Raw genomic sequence first — 17,983 nt, forward strand, 5'->3', positions numbered from 1 at the left:
CATGAAGGAATTACGTTTTTATGGCGCAAGTGACGACCTTTTCGAGTGTGAAGGTGCCATTCGAGAGGAGATAGGTTGCTTCAGCCATCCTAGTATTTATCACCTCAGATCATCTGAAGGTGAGATGCAGGTTATCGCTACTTACACCGATATCGGTTGTTGGTCCATCGGCGTTTGCCAGATTAATGAAGACGTCCCGATCCCGAAATGGGAATCCGCATTCAGTACGCATGAGAAGGGATATAGCGTCGTGCTAACTATGCAGGTACCAGATGACACCGTGCTGGTACAGGAAGACGACGATTGACGCAACTGATAGCTGATTCACTGAGTCGGCTATTGGGTGCGAAAGTCCACCTCGATATCTTTGCCGGCCAATGTGCCGGCTTCTTTTTTGCCTGGAGGAGTTATGTTCATCATTAAAGTGTTAATAATTTGGGTGCTTTTGTTCCCAGGCATTGGATTGTGCCTGTGGTTTTCAAATGGCATGAAGGGGAGTTATTTGGCTGAATTGAAGGTTGGACTTAGGCCGTACGTAGCTATGACTCTTCTTTTCGTAGCTGTGTTCTCAGTAACCTACTCCATTCTCTAGCGAGGTAACCAATGGAAGAAGAAATCTTCACTCGTGAAGAGGCAGCCTCATATCTGAAGGTTGATAAAGGCACCATCACACAATGGATCCGCAGCGGGAGACTTCAGGCATCAAAGATAAATCCTGATAAACCCAAAAGCCCATACAGAATTTGCAAGTCTGACTGCATTGCAGCGCTTAAGTCTGTGCGACACAATAGCTCTGTGAATGCGGTTGATGTGCATGAGGAGAAGGCATGTCAATCAAACTACGCGGTGAAACGTGGCACTGTGACTTCGTTGCGCCAGATGGATCAAGAGTTAGACGCTCTCTTGAAACATCGGACAAGAGGGAAGCGCAAGAGCTTCACGATCGTCTGAAGTCTGAAGCGTGGCGCGTTAAGCAACTCGGAGAATCGCCTAAGAAACTATTCAAAGAGGCCTGCATACGATGGCTGAGGGAGAAGGAGGATAAAAAGAGCATTGATGATGACAAAAGCATCATCACGTTCTGGATGCAGTTTTTTGGCGATTCAATTCTCTCTGATATTACCAGTGAGAAAATAATGGAGGCGGTAGACGGAATGGAAAACCGCCGCCATCGCCTGAACTGGGAGATGAGCCGGGACAGGAGTTTAAGACTTTCCAAACCAGTCCCGGAGTATACGCCGAAGCTTGCAACTAAAGGAACGAGAACAAGGCACCTGGCAATATTGCGCGCCATTCTCAACCTTGCTGTTGAATGGAAGTGGCTAGACAGGGCGCCGAAGATATCCACGCCGCGCATCAAAAACGGTCGTATCCGCTGGCTCAGCGAAGAAGAATCAAAACGTCTGTTTGCCGAGATAGCGCCGCACTTCTTCCCTGTCGTTATGTTCGCCATTACTACAGGACTTCGTCGGTCTAACGTTACCGACCTTGAGTGGTCACAGGTAGATCTGGATAAGCGCATGGCATGGATGCATCCGGACGAAACGAAAGCAGGCAATGCTATCGGCGTACCGCTGAATGAAACTGCATGTGGAATATTAAGGAAGCAGCAGGGATTGCATAAAAGGTGGGTGTTCGTTCACACCACTCCCGGGTACAGGAGCGATGGAACGAAAACAGCAGCGGTAAGAAAAATGCGGACGGACAGCAACAGGGCATGGAAGGGAGCGCTAAAGCGAGCAGGCATTAGCAACTTCCGATTCCATGACCTCCGACACACCTGGGCGAGTTGGCTAGTACAGTCCGGTGTTTCACTTCTCGCATTGAAGGAAATGGGTGGATGGGAAACGCTGGAAATGGTTCAAAGATACGCACACCTTTCTGCCGGACACCTGACCGAGCACGCGAGCAAAATAGACGCGATTATAGGTCGCAATGTCACAAATACGGCACAAGAGGAAAAGGTGATTTACTTAAAAGCGAGGTAACTATCTGATTTAACTGGTGCCGATAATAGGAGTCGAACCTACGACCTTCGCATTACGAATGCGCTGCTCTACCAACTGAGCTATATCGGCCCTGCAAGACGTGTTCACGAACGTGAATCACGGGACAAAAGGTTAAAACTAACCGGGCGATGCGTCAATAGTCAGGTTAATCAACCGCCTATTTTTGCATCGCCCGCTATCAATTACGCACGAATGGTATCATCGCCGAAGCCGATCCACTTGTAGGTGGTCAGTGCTTCAAGGCCCATTGGGCCGCGCGCGTGTAGTTTCTGCGTGCTCACCGCCACTTCTGCACCCAGGCCGAACTGGCCGCCGTCGGTGAAGCGGGTGGAGGCGTTGACGTACACCGCTGAGGAGTCCACTTCGTTGATGAAACGGTTGGCGTTGCTCAGGGTGCGGGTCAGGATAGCATCGGAGTGCTGGGTGCCGTGTTGGCGGATGTGTGCAATCGCACTGTCCATATCCGGAACCACCACTACGTTAAGATCCAGCGACAGATACTCGTTATCAAGCTCTTCAGCCTTTAACGGCAACAGCTTCGCCGGGCCTTTCAGCTCACGCATCACGGTGTCGTCGCCGTGCAGCGTAATGCCGCTATCGGCCATTTGCTGGCTCAGCGCTGGCAGGAACTTATCGGCAATGGACTGATTCACCAGCAGCGTTTCGACGCTATTACAGGCGCTCGGACGCTGGGCTTTCGCATTGACGATAACCTTCAACGCCGCGTCAATCTCTGCGGAGTCATCGATATAGATATGGCAAACGCCGATACCGCCGGTAATCACCGGAATCGTCGACTGCTCACGACACAGCTTATGCAGGCCAGCGCCGCCGCGAGGGATCAGCATATCGATATACTTATCCATACGCAGCATCTCGCTCACCAGCGCACGATCCGGGTTGTCGATGGCCTGAACGGCGGCTTCTGGCAGGCCGCACTCTTTCAGGGCGCGTTGAATCACGCCGACGGTGGCGGCGTTGGTGCGATAAGTCTCTTTCCCACCACGCAGAATGGCGGCGTTGCCGGTTTTCAGGCACAGCGCGGCGACGTCAACGGTGACGTTCGGGCGAGCTTCGTAAATCACACCGATTACGCCCAGCGGGACGCGGCGACGTTCGATGCGCAGGCCGCTATCGAGCAGCCCACCGTCAATCACCTGCCCTACCGGATCGGCCAGCATGCATACCTGGCGGACGTCGTTCGCAATCGACGTCAGGCGGGCTGGCGTCAGCGCCAGACGATCGAGCATCGCTTCGCTCAGGCCGTTTTCGCGTGCCTGGGCTAAATCTTCAGCGTTAGCCACAAGAATCTCTTCGCTTTGAGATTCCAGATGATCGGCAATGGTTTCCAGAACCCGGTTTTTCTCGCGGCAGGATAACTGCGCCAGTTTATAGGAGGCCTGCCTGGCGGCAATGCCCATTTGTTCCAGCATGTTTAACTCCTTAGCGGGTGATCATGTCGTCGCGATGCACAGCAACCGGGCCGTACTCGTAGCCAAGAATGGCGTCAATTTCCTGCGAGTGGTGCCCGGCGATAAGGCGCAGCGCATCGCTGTTGTAACGGCTTACACCGTGGGCGATGTCGCGGCCTGCAAGGCTACGGATGCGGATCACTTCACCACGAGAGAAGTTGCCTGTCACGTTTTTAATGCCTTTTGGAAGTAATGAACTCCCGCGTTCCAGAATCGCCGAAGTGGCGCCTTCATCCACTATCAGTTCACCGGCCGGCGGTGCGCCAAAGATCCAGCGTTTGCGGTTTTCCAGCGGGGTATCTTGCGCGTGAAAACGGGTGCCGACGGAGACATTCGCCATCACGTCGCCAATCACGCCCGGCAGACTACCGGCGGCAATAATGGTGTCAATACCGGCGCGGCAGGCGACGTCAGCGGCCTGCAGCTTGGTGCCCATGCCGCCTGTGCCCAGGCCAGATACGCTGTCACCGGCGACGGCACGCAGCTCGTCATCAATGCCATAGACATCTTTAATCAGCTCGGCGTCCGGGTTGCTGCGCGGGTCGGCGGTAAACAGCCCTTGCTGATCGGTGAGCAGCAGCAGCTTATCGGCACCGGCCAGAATCGCCGCCAGCGCGGAGAGGTTGTCGTTATCGCCAACCTTAATCTCTGCGGTCGCCACCGCATCGTTTTCGTTAATTACCGGAACAATGTTGTTATCAAGCAGCGCACGCATGGTGTCACGGGCGTTGAGGAAGCGCTCACGGTCTTCCATATCGGCGCGGGTCAGCAGCATCTGACCGACGTGGATACCATAGATAGAAAACAACTGTTCCCAGAGCTGAATTAAGCGGCTCTGACCAACGGCAGCCAGCAGCTGCTTGGAAGCAATAGTCGCGGGCAGTTCAGGGTAACCCAGATGCTCACGCCCGGCGGCAATTGCTCCTGACGTTACGATGACAATTCGATGCCCAGCTGCGTGGAGCTGAGCGCACTGGCGAACCAGTTCGACAATATGCGCGCGATTCAGGCGGCGCGATCCGCCCGTTAAAACACTGGTGCCCAGTTTGACCACCAGCGTCTGACTATCACTCATGATTCTCTGCCGTTAAAAATAAGAAATATCAATACCAGACCAACGTTGTAGCAGGTGTCAGGCCGCTTGCCAACAGGCAGCGCAGAAAGCGAGGGGTTTTGTTGCGCGGGATCAGGCAGCCTAGTGGAGAATATTGACATTTTTATGACAGAAAAACTTAAACATACTTTTTTATATTTAATCTGACATTGTCATAAATTTTTAACACGGGAAGGATAAAAACGTTCCTGTTTTTTCACAGTGGTCTTTCACAGCAAATTTTAAAGCTAAAAAATCGGGATTGAGAAATGCAAAAAACAACTCTGGCATTAACGATGATGGGTATTATTGCTTCTTCTTCAGCTATGGCAGCAGAAGTTTATAACAAGGATAGTAATAAACTGGATGTTTACGGCAAAGTAAGAGCAATGCACTACATGAGCGATGATTCCAGCTCCGATGGCGATAAAACATACGTTCGTTTCGGCATTAAAGGCGAAACCAAAATTAACGACCAGCTGACCGGTTATGGTCGCTGGGAATCTGAGTTTGCCGGCAATAAAGAAGAAAGCAGCACCACCTCTTCACAGAAAACTCGTCTGGCATTTGCTGGTCTGAAATTAAAAGACTTCGGTTCTTTTGACTACGGTCGTAACCTGGGCGCGCTGTACGACGTTGAAGCCTGGACCGATATGTTCCCGGAATTCGGCGGTGACTCTACTGGCAAAACCGATAACTTTATGACCAAACGCTCCAGCGGCCTGGCGACCTATCGCAACACCGACTTCTTTGGCATGGTCGATGGTCTGGATTTAACCCTGCAATATCAGGGTAAAAATGACCGCGCCTACGATACCGCTAACGGCGACGGCTTCGGTACCTCTGTTGCCTATGACTTCGGCGGCAGCGATTTCGCTATCAGCGCAGCGTACACCAACTCTGACCGTACCAACGTTCAGCAGCTAAAATCTCTGGCTAACGGCGGTAAAAACGCAGAGTCATGGGGCACTGGCCTGAAATACGATGCCAACAACATTTACCTGGCGATGGTTTATACCGAAACCCGCAATATGACCCCAATTAAAGGGAAGGCAGATATCGATCAGGGCTTCGCCAATAAAGCACAGAACTTCGAAGCGGTAGCACAATACCAGTTCGATTTCGGTCTGCGTCCATCCCTGGGCTACGTGCAGATGAAAGGTAAAGACCTGGGCAATGGTATCGGCGATCAGGACCTGATGAAATATGTTGACGTAGGCGCGACCTACTATTTCAACAAAAACATGTCCACCTTTGTTGATTATAAAATCAACCTGGTTGATGAAACTGCGATCACTAAACGCCTGGCGATTATGACGGATAACGTCGTAGCCGTTGGTATGACCTACCAGTTCTAAGGTTGAAAATAATAACGCCAGACAGCTGGCGTTATTTGCTTCTTAATATAAAAGGCCAGCAAACTTTGCTGGCCTTTTATATTTGACGTTGCAAGATGGCGGCTTTGCTTTATCCGGCCTACAGAATGAACCGTAGGCCTGATAAGCGTAGCGCCATCAAGCATGCACTACGCGGTACGCTTCACCGCTTCATTGGCAAACCCATCGGCGGGTTCCAGTGCCAGATCCAGCGTCGCCAGCAGATCTTTTGCCCGCTCATGGAAGCCGCGCAGCGTTTGCTGCAGACGTTCAACGACCTCAGGGTCCTTGATCGCGACGGCCTGCCAGTGCCCCTCTTTATCGAACAAGCCGAACTGGTAGCTGTAGGTGAAGCGGCGTTCTTCTGCTTCCATCTCCATCCACCAGCCCCAGAACTCACGCTTCTCCGGCGCAGGTTTTACGTTTACACATACCGCCAGACAGTCGAAAAAAAAGCGGTTATCTTCGCACTGTTCTTCGCGGATATAGGGGCCAAGCGCAGTGAATTTCTTGATCAATCTACTCTTTGGGTGTCCACTCGGTAACGTCATTGCGATCTCCTTTAGTGATGCAACTGTTTTACCAAATCAATAGAATTTAGCAATATATTAACAAAATCTATTATTGATCCACCCGGCAATTTCTTTCAGAGCACGATCGAAATTACGGTACACCGGGTTAAACGGGATCGGCATCAGTTTGCCCTGCGCAGATGACGAAACAATTAACCGCGACTCCTCTTCCGGGCTGAACGGATCGTTATCCCAGTAGCCCGACAGCATCGGCGTTGGGCAGCGTCGGCCCAGCAGACCTTGAGTCTTCAACGAGTAGCGATTCAGTTCGACGCGCAGTGCTTCATCGGAGGCATCGTGCATGCCCAGGCGCGAAGCCAGCACGTCGAGATACATCTCCGGCACACGCCCCTGATGCAGCGGGTCGTTGAGCAGGCCGTGTACCACCGGGCCAAGACAGGCAACGGCTTTCAGCCGCGGCGCTTCCAGATAGGCCAGGCGCACGGCAATGTTCGCGCCGAAGCGGAAGCCAAACGCCGCCACGCGGGTATGGTCAACCCACGGAATATCCGGCAGCGCACGCAGCGCGTGCTGGTGCAGCATACTGGAGTCCTGAGTCAGCTTCCATTTAGAGGAGAAGCCAATCGACGGCATGTCCAGCGTCAGCATCGCAATGCCGAGCGGCGCGAAGTAGTGCTCATAAAGGCTGTAGTAATCGGTTTGCAGGCCATCCAGCCCGCCGCACATCAACACCGTTGGGAACGGGCCATTGCCTTTCGGCATATGCAGGAAGCCGGTGACCGGCGAACCGCCGGGAATGGCAAACTCGAGTTCACGAATTTCACCCGGCAGGCGCTGAGCCGCTTCTTCATAGGCACGGTTTGCCAGCGCCTGCGCCTGTTCGGCGAGATCGTCACCTTTCAGGTGCGGGTACGCGGCAATGCTATAAAGGTTTGAGGCGTGCAGCCAGTGGCGGCCGCTGAGGGCTTCGTCTTGCTCCTGGGTCGCTTTCTGCTGCCAGAGCATGGCCTGAGAAGACCATTCATAAATCCAGTTACCGCCGCGATAGCCCACCACGGTGTCATACAGTTCATCGTCGGTACGTTCGGCCTTGCTCATCACAATGCGCGCCTGCACATCGAGAATTTCCTGCGGGGTAACACCGCGCCAGATCCACATCAGGCGGTTAATCATGCGGTACCAGTGCGGTACGTTATTGCCGCTGAGCGCCGATTGCATATGGGAGGTACTACCATTGTTGAACCGGCGTACCAGCGTTGACGTTTCAGGGTGTTTAAAGCGCGGCTTGAATAGCGTTTCGCTGAGATTAGCTTCTGGCATCACAAAACCTCCATAGATACTTTCCTGGATGTATTGTAACGCGTAGGACGTTAAATAAAACAACGCCCGGCATAACCGGGCGTTGGAAGCGCATTAATTGACAGAATTAACGGCCAGAGATAGGCGGTACGAACACCACACCCATATCCCAAGGCTGTTCAATCCAGGTATCCTGCGGGATATCAATAACATAATCGTCAACCAGCGGACGACCAGCTGGTTTAGCGAAGATGGTGACGAAATGAGCTTTTGGGTACATTTCGCGAATCGCTACCGCGGTACCGCCGGTGTCTACCAGGTCGTCAATAACGATAAAGCCTTCGCCATCGCCTTCAGCGCGTTTCAGAACGGTCAGTTCGCGCTGGTTGTCGTGGTCATAGCTGGAGATGCATACGGTGTCGACGTGACGAATGCCCAGTTCACGTGCCAGCAGTGCGCCCGGTACCAGACCGCCGCGGCTAACGGCGATAATGCCTTTCCACTGTTCAGAAGGCATCAGGCGTGCGGCCAGTTTGCGTGCGTGAATCTGCAACATGTCCCAGGTGACGACGTATTTTTCGCTCATGTGAAGTTGTCCCAGCCTATGTTATACGGCTTAAAAAATGTTCAAGGGGGAAATGGGTTGCGCGAGATTATAGAGATCTGACGCACTAAAAACCAGTGTTAAGCGGAATCCGGCGCGCTTTTTACGTGGTTTGTTCTACCGGAAGAGGCAGAAAGTGGTATTCTCAACCCCATCGCGCAAGCCAGTCTTGTGGTATGTGTATGTGCTAACCCTTTACCTGCAAGCGACTTTTGCAGAACGCCGTAAGGAGACTCACCGTGTCTGAACTGTCTCAATTATCCCCGCAGCCGCTGTGGGATATTTTTGCCAAAATCTGTTCTATTCCGCACCCTTCTCATCATGAAGAGCAGCTCGCCGCGCATATCGTTGGCTGGGCGAAAGAAAAAGGTCTTCACGCAGAGCGCGACCAGGTTGGCAACATTCTGATTCGCAAAGCCGCGACCCCGGGTATGGAAAACCGTAAACCGGTTGTACTGCAGGCCCACCTCGATATGGTGCCGCAGAAAAACAATGATACCGTTCATGACTTCGCCAAAGACCCTATTCAGCCGTACATCGACGGTGAGTGGGTAAAAGCACGTGGCACCACGCTGGGTGCCGATAACGGTATCGGTATGGCTTCCGCGCTGGCGGTACTGTCCGACGAGTCCGTTGAGCACGGTCCGCTGGAAGTACTGCTGACCATGACCGAAGAGACTGGCATGGACGGCGCGTTCGGTCTGCAACCAAACTGGCTGCAGGGCGACATTCTGATCAACACCGACTCTGAAGAAGAGGGTGAAATCTACATGGGTTGTGCCGGTGGTATCGACTTCACCAGCAACCTGCCGCTGACTCGCGAAGCGATTCCTGCGGGCTTCCAGGGCTTCAAGCTGACGCTGAAAGGCCTGAAAGGCGGCCACTCCGGCGGTGATATTCACCTCGGTCTTGGCAATGCCAACAAACTGCTGGCCCGTTTCCTGGTCGCTCACGCGAACGAGCTGGATCTGCGTCTGGTCGACTTCACCGGCGGTACCCTGCGTAACGCCATTCCACGTGAAGCCTCTGCTGCGCTGGCAATCCCAGCGGATAAAGCTGATGAGCTGAAAGGCCTGGTTGATACCTACCTGCACATTCTGCAAAACGAACTGTCGGCGAAAGAGAAAAACCTGACGCTGGTTCTGGAAACCCAGACCGTTGACGGTAAAGCGCTGACCGACGCTTCTCGCGATGCGTTCATTCAGCTGCTGAACGCGACTCCGAACGGCGTGATTCGTAACTCCGACGTGGCGAAAGGCGTGGTTGAAACCTCTCTGAACGTTGGCGTGGTATCCATGACTGAAGATACCGCCACCATTCACTGCCTGATTCGTTCCCTGCTCGACAGCGGTAAAGATTACGTGGTGAGCATGCTGGAATCTCTGGGCGCGCTGGCCGGTGCTAAAACCCAGCCGAAAGGCGGCTACCCAGGCTGGCAGCCAGACGCTAACTCTCCGGTGATGCACCTGGTGCGTGAAACCTATCAGCGTCTGTTCAACAAGGTTCCGAACATTCAGATCATCCACGCAGGTCTGGAATGTGGTCTGTTCAAGAAACCTTATCCAGACATGGATATGGTCTCCATTGGGCCAACCATCACCGGACCACACTCTCCGGATGAGCAGGTTCATATCGAAAGCGTTGGCCAGTACTGGCAGCTGCTGACGGAACTGCTGAAAGCGATTCCGGCGAAGTAAGTTTTGAGCCGTTCCCGGCGGCGCTTCGCCTGGCCGGGCTACGAATAATGTAGCCCGGCCGAGTGCAACGACGCCGGGAATATCACCACCCTACCTGATTTTTTCCATCCGATAGTTCACAAACGTCTCCCCGCGCGCTTCCACCGCTTGTTCTGCTACCACCACAAATCCCAGCCGTTCAAAACACGCTCTGGCCGTGATACTTGCTTCTACCGTTAACGTTCCCGTCGGGAGCCTGGCGAACAGCGCTTTCAGCAATGCGCTGGCGATCCCCTGTCGTGAATACGATGGGTCGACAAACAGCAGGTCAATATAAAGCTCAACGGCGGTAACAAAACCCACCGGCACGTCATCAACCGTCGCCACCAGAACCAGAGAGTCGGCCATTTTTTGCCGCCAGCGGGCTTCATCTACCTGCGCCCAGGCGTTTACCTGGGCGGGCGAGTAGTGCTGGCTGGCGGTTTCTCTTACCGCACGCTGAAAAATCTGGCACAGCGTGGAAAAATCACCGTCACGGTACTCACGAATAAGCATGGTTAAATCCCTAAAAGAAGCTGCCTTTCCAGCTGCGGGTCGAGCAGCGTAACGTGCAGGCCAACCAGGCGCACCCCGCGCCCGGCGCGGCGTTCCTGCCAGGACTGATAGGCCGTGGCGAGCAGATCGTCTTTGGTCAGCTTCGGCCAGACATGCTCCTGGGTGGTTTGCTGGAAATCATTAAATTTGAGTTTTATCCCTTGCCGGGCGATGCGCAGATCCGGCCGGACTTTCGCCAGCCGCCGTTCCAGTTCGGGATAAAGACGTTCGACAATCGCTTCGCAGTCGGCCCATTCATGAATGTCCTCTTCCAGCGTTCGCTCCACGCCGATCGACTTTCTCTGGCGATCGTTATGGATCTCACGTTCGTCGATCCCATGACTACGTTCCCAGAGGATCCGCCCGAATTTACCAAAACGCTTGAGCAGCATGGCAAGGTCACTGTTTTGTACGTCTTCGCAGGTACGCAACCCCATGCTTTCAAGCTTCGCGGCCGACACCTTACCCACGCCGGGGATTTTGCCAAGCGGCAGGGTTTTGAGAAAACCGGGAACCTCGTCGGGCGTCAGCACAAACTGGCCGTTGGGTTTGTTGAGGTCAGAGGCGATTTTGGCGAGAAACTTCACCGGCGCCACCCCCGCTGATGCGGTCAGCGAGAGTTCGTTAAAGATAGTCTGGCGGATCTCCTGGGCCATCAGCGTAGCCGACCCGTGACAGTGGGGGCTCGCGCTTACATCCAGATAGGCTTCATCCAGCGAGAGCGGCTCGATAAGCGAGGTATAGCGGGAGAAGATCTCCCGGATATGGTTGGACGCTTCACGATAGGCCTCAAAACGCCCCGGCAGCAGCGTAAGATGCGGGCAGAGCTTCAGTGCCATCCCGGTCGGCATAGCGCTACGCACGCCAAATTTGCGCGCCGGATAGTTCGCCGTGCTTATCACGCCACGCTGTACCCGACTGCCGCCAATGGCGATAGGGATATCGCGCAGCGCCGGATTGTCGCGCATTTCCACCGCCGCGAAGAAGCAGTCCATATCAATATGGATTATTTTGCGCATCGTTAGCCCTCACTTACCACTGGATAAGTATACAGCATAACATTGGCAAATGAGAAGAATACAAATCGCCCGGCAAAGCCGGGCGAAAAGAGAAACTACAGGATACGGTTCTGCTGGCGCTGCGCCTCCTGGGCGATACGCTTTTTACGCGCATCGCAGGGTTCAGGGCAGTTACACACTTTCTCCATCCCTAACGAAGAAATCCCGCCACAGCTGCCCTGCAGGCTTTTTCGCTTCACGATATAGCCCAGCGACATGCCAAAAATCACCAGTACAAAAATACCGAAGGTCGCCAGAAAGACCGTTAACATCATCAGCCTCCAAAGTCATCGAGCATGATGTTTTCATCCTCAACGCCCAGATCTTTAAGCATTTTGATAACTGCGGCGTTCATCATCGGCGGCCCACACATGTAGAATTCGCAGTCTTCCGGTGCTGGGTGGTCACGCAGGTAATTTTCATACAGGACGTTATGAATAAAGCCAGTATAGCCCGTCCAGTTATCTTCCGGCAGCGCATCGGAAAGCGCGATATGGAAGGTGAAGTTCGGATTCTCCTGCGCCAGCTTTTCAAATTCTTCCTGGTAGAACATTTCACGTAGCGAACGAGCGCCGTACCAGAAGCTGATTTTACGCTGGCTATGCAGGCGCTTAAGCTGGTCAAAAATGTGGGAACGCATTGGTGCCATCCCGGCGCCACCGCCGATAAACACCATTTCCGCTTCGGTCTCTTTGGCAAAGAACTCGCCAAACGGCCCGGAGATCGTCACCTTATCGCCCGCCTTGAGCGACCAGATATAGGAGGACATAATTCCCGGCGGCACGTCAGGCGCGGATGGCGGCGGCGTAGCGATACGTACGTTGAGCATAATCATGCCCTTCTCGTCCGGGTAGTTTGCCATTGAGTAAGCGCGCAAAGTTGGCTCTTTGACGTCGGAGACGTAGCGGAACAGATTAAACTTATCCCAGTCGCCGCGGTATTCATCCGGCACGTCAAAGTCGGCGTAGGCCACTTTATGCGGCGGGCACTCAATCTGAATATAGCCCCCGGCGCGGAACGGCACGCTTTCTCCTGCCGGAATGGCAAGCTTCAGCTCTTTAATAAACGTGGCTTTGTTATCGTTAGAGATAACCTCGCATTCCCACTTCTTCACGCCGAACACTTCGTCCGGCAGTTCGATTTTCATATCCTGACGCACGGCAACCTGACAGGCCAGACGGCAGCCCTCTTTGGCTTCGCGCTTGGTAATATGCGAAAGCTCGGTCGGCAGAATATCGCCGCCGCCCTCTTTCACCTTCACCCGGCACTGGCCACAGGAACCACCGCCACCGCAGGCAGATGAGATAAAGATGCCGTTGCTGGAGAGCGTATTCAGCAGCTTGTCACCGGCCGGCGTTTTGATCTGTTTGTCCGCTTCATTATTGATTTCAATAACCACGTCACCGGCATTCACCAGTTTCGATTTGGCGAACAGAATCAGCACCGACAGCACCAGCACAATCAGCGTAAACATCACTACGCCAAGTAATATTTCCATGATTAACGGCCCTTATAGCTGCACACCGGAGAACGACATAAAACCTAATGCCATCAATCCGGTGGTGATAAAGGTGATCCCTAAGCCGCGCAGTCCCGCGGGCACGTTTGAATACTTCATTTTCTCGCGAATACCGGCCATGGCGACAATCGCTAACATCCAGCCAATACCAGAACCAAAGCCGTAAACGATGGACTCGCCGAAGTTATAGTCGCGCTGAACCATGAACGATACGCCACCGAAAATCGCACAGTTCACCGCGATAAGCGGCAGGAAGATACCGAGCGCGGTATACAACGACGGGAAGTATTTATCGAGGATCATCTCGAGGATCTGCACCAGCGCCGCAATCACCCCGATAAAGGTGATGAAGTTCAGGAAGCTGAGATCCACGCCGTCCACCAGCGCGCCGTCGCGCAGCACCAGGTTATAGACCAGGTTGTTAATTGGCACGGCAAGGCCGAGCACAACCGTCACCGCCACACCCAGGCCGAAGGCGGTGGAGACTTTCTTCGACACCGCGAGGAAAGTACACATCCCCAGGAAGAAGGCCAGCGCCATGTTTTCAACAAACACCGCGCGGACAAACAGGCTAATGTAATGAGCCATAATCGGTTACTCCTTTTCCTGCTGTTCTGGCTTCCAACTACGCAGCGCCCAGATCAGCAAACCGATAATGAAAAACGCGCTCGGCGCGAGCAGGAACAGACCGTTAGGCTGGTACCAGCCACCGTTCTGCACCGTTTCCAGCACCGTGATACCAAACAGCTTGCCGCTGCCGATAAGCTCACGCAGGAAGCCGACAATCAGCAGAATAGCGCCGTAGCCCAGACCGTTGCCGATACCGTCCATAAAGCTCGCCAATGGCGGAGACTTCATGGCGTAAGCTTCAGCACGCCCCATCACGATACAGTTCGTGATGATAAGGCCGACGAACACCGAGAGCTGTTTGGAGGTCTCGAACGCAAACGCGCGCAGTAGCTGATCGACGACGATAACCAGCGAGGCGATAATCGCCATCTGTACGATAATACGCACGCTATTCGGAATGTGATGGCGAATCATCGAGATAAACATGCTTGAGAACGCCGTGACCAACGTCACCGCGATGGTCATCACAAAGGCCGTCTCCAGCTTAGTGGTGACCGCCAGCGCTGAACAGACGCCAAGCACCTGCAGCGCAATTGGGTTATTGGCGATAAGCGGGCCAACGAGTACCCGCTTCATCTCTTTCATATCACCCTGCTCAGCCATGGTTCAGCCCTCCTTCACGCACCTGTTTCAGGAACGGGCCAAAGCCCATTTCACCCATCCAGAAATCAAAGCTGTGCTGCACCCCGTTAGCAGTAAGCGTTGCGCCGGACAGGCCGTCAACGGCATAGAGGTCACCCTGCGGTGCTGCGCCTTTCACCACGCGCAGCGCCGGTTTGCCGCTATCGTCCACCACCCGTTTACCCACAAACTGCGCACGCCAGTTTGGATTTTCAATTTCACCGCCGAGGCCTGGGGTTTCCCCCTGGTCGTAGTAGGTAATGCCGCGGATGGTACGCCCGTCAGTATCCAGCGCGACAAAGGCGTACATCATCGACCACAGGCCGTTGCCGTACACCGGCAGGACTATCTCCTGCAACTTCTGCTGCTCATCTTTAATCAGGTAGATTTCCACGACGTTGCTGCGACGGCGAATTCCCGCCGGGTCTTCGCCAGAGGCCAGCGCGACGCTTTGCGCGGGGTCTTTCAGCGCCTGGCTTTGGTTAAACTTCGCCGGGTCTTTGTCGAGAATTTCGCCGCTTTTTAAATCCACCAGACGCGGTACAACGCGGGCCGCGTAAATCTCGGCGACCTCATCGGCGGACATTTTGTCGTGCATCAGCCCGGCAACCGCCAGGATATTGCGCTGCTTATCCAGCGCGCGCTGCTCCTGCTGAAGAGGCTTAAGCCCAACGGCGGAGCCCGCCACCACGATGGAGCAGACCAGGCAAAGCACCAGCACCACCAGCAGCGTTTTGCCGATGCTATCGTTACTTTTGTTTTCAGCCACGCGACTTCCTCCGCTTAATATTGGCCTGCACCACCAGGTAATCAAACAGCGGCGCAAAGAGGTTGGCGAACAGGATCGCCAGCATCATCCCTTCCGGATAAGCTGGGTTAACCACGCGGATTAACACACACATCACGCCAATCAGCGCGCCGTAGCACCATTTGCCTTTATCGGTAAACGAGGCGGAAACCGGGTCGGTTGCCATAAACATCATGCCGAAGGCAAAACCGCCCAGCACCAGATGCCAGTACCACGGCATGGCGAACATTGGGTTGGTGTCGGAGCCAATCAGGTTAAACAGCGTGGCGCAGGCCATCATGCCGAGCATGACCCCGGCGACGATACGCCAGGAGGCGACGCGACCAAAGATAATCAGCGCTCCGCCGAGCAGAATCATCAGCGTTGAGACTTCGCCAATAGAACCCGGGATATTGCCGATGAAGGCATCCATCCAGCTCACCGGCTGACCGGTAACGACGTTAACCAGCGACTCACCGCCGTGGCTCGCCCACTGGGAGAGCGGCGTGGCGCCGGAGAAACCGTCGGCCGCCGTCCAGACTAAATCACCGGAGATTTGCGCCGGATAGGCAAAGAACAGGAAGGCGCGGCCGGCCAGCGCCGGGTTAAGGAAGTTGCGCCCGGTACCGCCGAATATCTCTTTGGCGATGACGACACCAAACGAGATCCCCAGCGCCGCCTGCCACAGCGGCATGGTTGGCGGAACAATCAACGCGAACAGAATCGAGGTGACGAAGAAGCCTTCATTGACCTCGTGCTTACGCACGATGGCAAACAACACCTCCCAGAAGCCGCCCACCAGAAAGACGACGGCGTAGATAGGTACGAAGAACACCGCGCCGAGCATCATCATGCTGAGCCAGCCTGCGTCCGGGGCGAAGCTCACGCCCAGTGCCTGCGCCACGCTGTAGTGCCAGTTGCTGGCGATCACCTGCTGGAGTTGTTCCGCACCGTAGAGCTTGTGCAGCGCCGGAATGGTCTGCAGACCGACGTTGTACATCCCCCAGAACATCGCCGGGAATACCGCGAACCAGACGAGGATCATCATACGTTTCAGGTCGATAGCATCACGAACGTGCGCCGCGCCCTTCGTCACATGACCGGGCGTGTAGAGCAGCGTTGCCGTTGCTTCATACAGCGGGTAGTACTTTTCCAGCTTGCCGCCCTGCGTGAAGTGCGGCTCAACTTTTTCTAATAGCTGTTTTAAGCCCATCACTTAGCCTTCCTGCTCAATTTGCGTTAATACGCGGCGTAATACCGGCCCGTATTCGTATTTTCCTGGGCAAACGTAGGTGCACAGCGCCAGGTCTTCTTCATCAAGCTCCAGACAGCCGAGCGCCTGTGCGCTGTCGGTATCGCCCGCCAGCAGGTCACGCAGCAGGACGGTTGGCAGGATATCCAGCGGCATGACCCGCTCGTAGCTGCCGATCGGGACCATTGCGCGTTCGCCGCCGTGCGTATCGGTGGAGAGGTTGAACAGCTTTTTCTTGAGGAAGTGGCCCAGCGTGGTGCGGGTGATAGAGAACTTATCCCGCCCCGGCGCAACCCAGCCCAGCAGCTCTTTGTCACGCCCTTCTTTCAGTACGCTGACCTGCAGGTGGAAACGCCCCAGGAAGGCGTGCGGCCCAACGGCCTGCGTGCCGTTCAGCACGGAGCCGGAGAGAACGCGGTTTTCGCCGTCGTGGAGTTCCCCAGCCAGCATGGCGTCAAGATCCGCGCCGATACAGGTGCGCAGCAGACGTGGCTGTTTCACCTGCGGGCCGCCGAGCGCAATAATGCGTTCAGTCCAAAGCACACCGTCGAGGAACAGCTTGCCGTAAGCGATAACATCCTGGTAATTCAGGTGCCACACCTGCTTGCTCAGGCCCACTGGCTCAAGGAAGTGAATGTGAGTACCCACTAGCCCCGCTGGATGCGGGCCGGAGAACTGGTTAAAGGTCACTTGCCCCTGTGGATGCCCGCCCAGCTTGCCGCCGCTGCCCTGGCAGACGTGAACTTTGCCGTCGGTCAGGCGCGTCAGGACGGTCAGCCCGGCGTTAAAGGCATCGCGCTGGGCGAGAATAATCGGCTGCGGGTCGGCTGCCAGCGGATTGGTGTCCATGGCGGTAACAAAAATAGCCGCAGGCTCGGTGCCCGGCGCAGGCGTCTTGCTAAAAGGACGGGTGCGCATCGCGGTCCACAGGCCGGATTCAATCAGCTGTGCGGCAACCGCTTCACGCGGCAGCGTCGCCAGCTCATCGAGCGCGTAGGCGTTAAACGTCACGGCATCATCGCCGTCGATATCAATTACCACCGATTGCAGCACCCGACGCTCACCGCGATGGATGGCGCTGACGATACCGCTGGCCGGGGCGGTAAAACGCACGCCGGGGATCTTTTTATCTTCGAAAAGCAGTTGCCCTTTGGCGACTCTGTCGCCCTCCTGGACCGCCATCGACGGGCGAAGCCCAATATATTCTTCACCTTTCACCGCAACACGCGTGACCGTCACATCATCAATGCGTTGCCCGTCGGGCAGGCCAGCTATAGGCAGATCGAGGCCTTTGGTTATTTTAATCATACTGTTCGCAGGTATCCGTTAACGACGACGTCAGATCGAGGCTGAAGCCAGCGTTTTGGTTAACGAAACAAAAGAAAGGAGTAAAACCCGAAACCCAATGACCATCCGTGATTGGGCATATGTGAGATTGAAGCATCCTTTCTTACGCTGTT

General features: G+C 54.8%; 19 protein-coding genes and 1 tRNA gene. 5 read left to right on the plus strand and 15 right to left on the minus strand.

Annotated elements, in window-relative coordinates; translation table 11 throughout:
- Nucleotide 1 precedes the first annotated feature (1 nt).
- The 3 genes from HII27_RS22645 (at nucleotide 2) to HII27_RS22655 (ending at nucleotide 1,988) form a co-directional block, all read left to right on the plus strand.
- Entirely contained in the window at nucleotides 2–307 is a 306-nt protein-coding gene (locus HII27_RS22645) for a hypothetical protein (RefSeq protein ID WP_185669659.1), read from the plus strand.
- Between the two features lie 296 nt (nucleotides 308–603).
- Nucleotides 604–951, plus strand: coding sequence for a helix-turn-helix domain-containing protein (locus HII27_RS27445; RefSeq protein ID WP_317983863.1), 348 nt, complete (start codon nucleotides 604–606; stop codon nucleotides 949–951).
- Entirely contained in the window at nucleotides 834–1,988 is a 1,155-nt protein-coding gene (locus tag HII27_RS22655) for a site-specific integrase (RefSeq protein ID WP_317983865.1), read from the plus strand. The genes HII27_RS27445 and HII27_RS22655 overlap by 118 nt, the downstream gene beginning before the upstream one ends.
- A gap of 14 nt (nucleotides 1,989–2,002) precedes the next feature.
- Here the strand turns inward: HII27_RS22655 and HII27_RS22660 are convergent.
- From HII27_RS22660 to proB, 3 genes are all read right to left on the minus strand, one after another.
- Nucleotides 2,003–2,078 (minus strand) — tRNA-Thr (locus HII27_RS22660).
- Nucleotides 2,079–2,191: 113 nt separating this feature from the next.
- Nucleotides 2,192–3,442, minus strand: a complete 1,251-nt coding sequence (gene proA / locus HII27_RS22665) for a glutamate-5-semialdehyde dehydrogenase (RefSeq protein WP_185669661.1) — start codon at nucleotides 3,440–3,442, stop codon at nucleotides 2,192–2,194.
- Nucleotides 3,443–3,452: 10 nt separating this feature from the next.
- Nucleotides 3,453–4,556, minus strand: a complete 1,104-nt coding sequence (gene proB, locus HII27_RS22670) for a glutamate 5-kinase (protein WP_185669662.1) — start codon at nucleotides 4,554–4,556, stop codon at nucleotides 3,453–3,455.
- Nucleotides 4,557–4,843: 287 nt separating this feature from the next.
- Between proB and phoE the strand changes: the two genes are divergently transcribed.
- On the plus strand, nucleotides 4,844–5,932 hold the full coding sequence (gene phoE / locus HII27_RS22675) for a phosphoporin PhoE (protein WP_185669663.1): 1,089 nt from the start codon (nucleotides 4,844–4,846) through the stop codon (nucleotides 5,930–5,932).
- A 167-nt stretch (nucleotides 5,933–6,099) separates the two neighbouring features.
- Here the strand turns inward: phoE and crl are convergent, their stop codons facing one another.
- From crl to gpt, 3 genes are all read right to left on the minus strand, one after another.
- Entirely contained in the window at nucleotides 6,100–6,501 is a 402-nt protein-coding gene (crl, locus tag HII27_RS22680; RefSeq protein ID WP_185669664.1) for a sigma factor-binding protein Crl, read from the minus strand.
- A 57-nt stretch (nucleotides 6,502–6,558) separates the two neighbouring features.
- Entirely contained in the window at nucleotides 6,559–7,803 is a 1,245-nt protein-coding gene (gene frsA / locus HII27_RS22685; RefSeq protein ID WP_185669665.1) for an esterase FrsA, read from the minus strand.
- Between the two features lie 106 nt (nucleotides 7,804–7,909).
- The gene (gene gpt, locus HII27_RS22690; protein WP_010427903.1) at nucleotides 7,910–8,368 is read right to left on the minus strand and encodes a xanthine phosphoribosyltransferase; all 459 of its coding nucleotides are present in this window, start codon (nucleotides 8,366–8,368) and stop codon (nucleotides 7,910–7,912) included.
- Between the two features lie 257 nt (nucleotides 8,369–8,625).
- Here gpt and pepD point away from each other — a divergent pair, with 257 nt between their 5' ends.
- A complete protein-coding gene (gene pepD, locus HII27_RS22695) occupies nucleotides 8,626–10,083 on the plus strand; it encodes a cytosol nonspecific dipeptidase (RefSeq protein ID WP_185669666.1) in 1,458 nt (485 codons plus the stop codon).
- Nucleotides 10,084–10,173: 90 nt separating this feature from the next.
- On the opposite strand, the gene HII27_RS22700 is transcribed toward pepD, so the two are convergent.
- The 9 genes from HII27_RS22700 to HII27_RS22740 form a co-directional block, all read right to left on the minus strand.
- Complete coding sequence (locus tag HII27_RS22700; protein ID WP_185669667.1) at nucleotides 10,174–10,617, minus strand: GNAT family N-acetyltransferase; 444 nt, start codon at nucleotides 10,615–10,617, stop codon at nucleotides 10,174–10,176.
- Between the two features lie 2 nt (nucleotides 10,618–10,619).
- Entirely contained in the window at nucleotides 10,620–11,675 is a 1,056-nt protein-coding gene (gene dinB / locus HII27_RS22705) for a DNA polymerase IV (protein ID WP_185669668.1), read from the minus strand.
- 95 nt (nucleotides 11,676–11,770) lie between these two features.
- On the minus strand, nucleotides 11,771–11,986 hold the full coding sequence (nqrM, locus tag HII27_RS22710; protein WP_185669692.1) for a (Na+)-NQR maturation NqrM: 216 nt from the start codon (nucleotides 11,984–11,986) through the stop codon (nucleotides 11,771–11,773).
- Between the two features lie 2 nt (nucleotides 11,987–11,988).
- Nucleotides 11,989–13,212 carry an NADH:ubiquinone reductase (Na(+)-transporting) subunit F gene (nqrF, locus tag HII27_RS22715; RefSeq protein ID WP_185669669.1) on the minus strand — a complete coding sequence of 408 codons (1,224 nt, stop codon included), beginning with the start codon at nucleotides 13,210–13,212 and terminating at the stop codon, nucleotides 11,989–11,991.
- Between the two features lie 12 nt (nucleotides 13,213–13,224).
- On the minus strand, nucleotides 13,225–13,821 hold the full coding sequence (gene nqrE / locus HII27_RS22720) for an NADH:ubiquinone reductase (Na(+)-transporting) subunit E (RefSeq protein ID WP_185669670.1): 597 nt from the start codon (nucleotides 13,819–13,821) through the stop codon (nucleotides 13,225–13,227).
- Between the two features lie 6 nt (nucleotides 13,822–13,827).
- Nucleotides 13,828–14,466 carry an NADH:ubiquinone reductase (Na(+)-transporting) subunit D gene (locus HII27_RS22725; protein WP_185669671.1) on the minus strand — a complete coding sequence of 213 codons (639 nt, stop codon included), beginning with the start codon at nucleotides 14,464–14,466 and terminating at the stop codon, nucleotides 13,828–13,830.
- Entirely contained in the window at nucleotides 14,459–15,253 is a 795-nt protein-coding gene (locus HII27_RS22730) for a Na(+)-translocating NADH-quinone reductase subunit C (protein WP_185669672.1), read from the minus strand. The genes HII27_RS22725 and HII27_RS22730 overlap by 8 nt, the downstream gene beginning before the upstream one ends.
- Nucleotides 15,246–16,484, minus strand: a complete 1,239-nt coding sequence (locus tag HII27_RS22735) for an NADH:ubiquinone reductase (Na(+)-transporting) subunit B (protein WP_185669693.1) — start codon at nucleotides 16,482–16,484, stop codon at nucleotides 15,246–15,248. Before HII27_RS22735 ends, HII27_RS22730 begins: the two co-directional genes overlap by 8 nt.
- Nucleotides 16,485–16,487: 3 nt before the next feature.
- Nucleotides 16,488–17,831, minus strand: a complete 1,344-nt coding sequence (locus HII27_RS22740) for a Na(+)-translocating NADH-quinone reductase subunit A (protein WP_185669673.1) — start codon at nucleotides 17,829–17,831, stop codon at nucleotides 16,488–16,490.
- Nucleotides 17,832–17,983 lie beyond the last annotated feature (152 nt).

This window comes from Kluyvera sichuanensis (genome assembly GCF_014218705.1).
Classification (GTDB): domain Bacteria; phylum Pseudomonadota; class Gammaproteobacteria; order Enterobacterales; family Enterobacteriaceae; genus Kluyvera; species Kluyvera sichuanensis.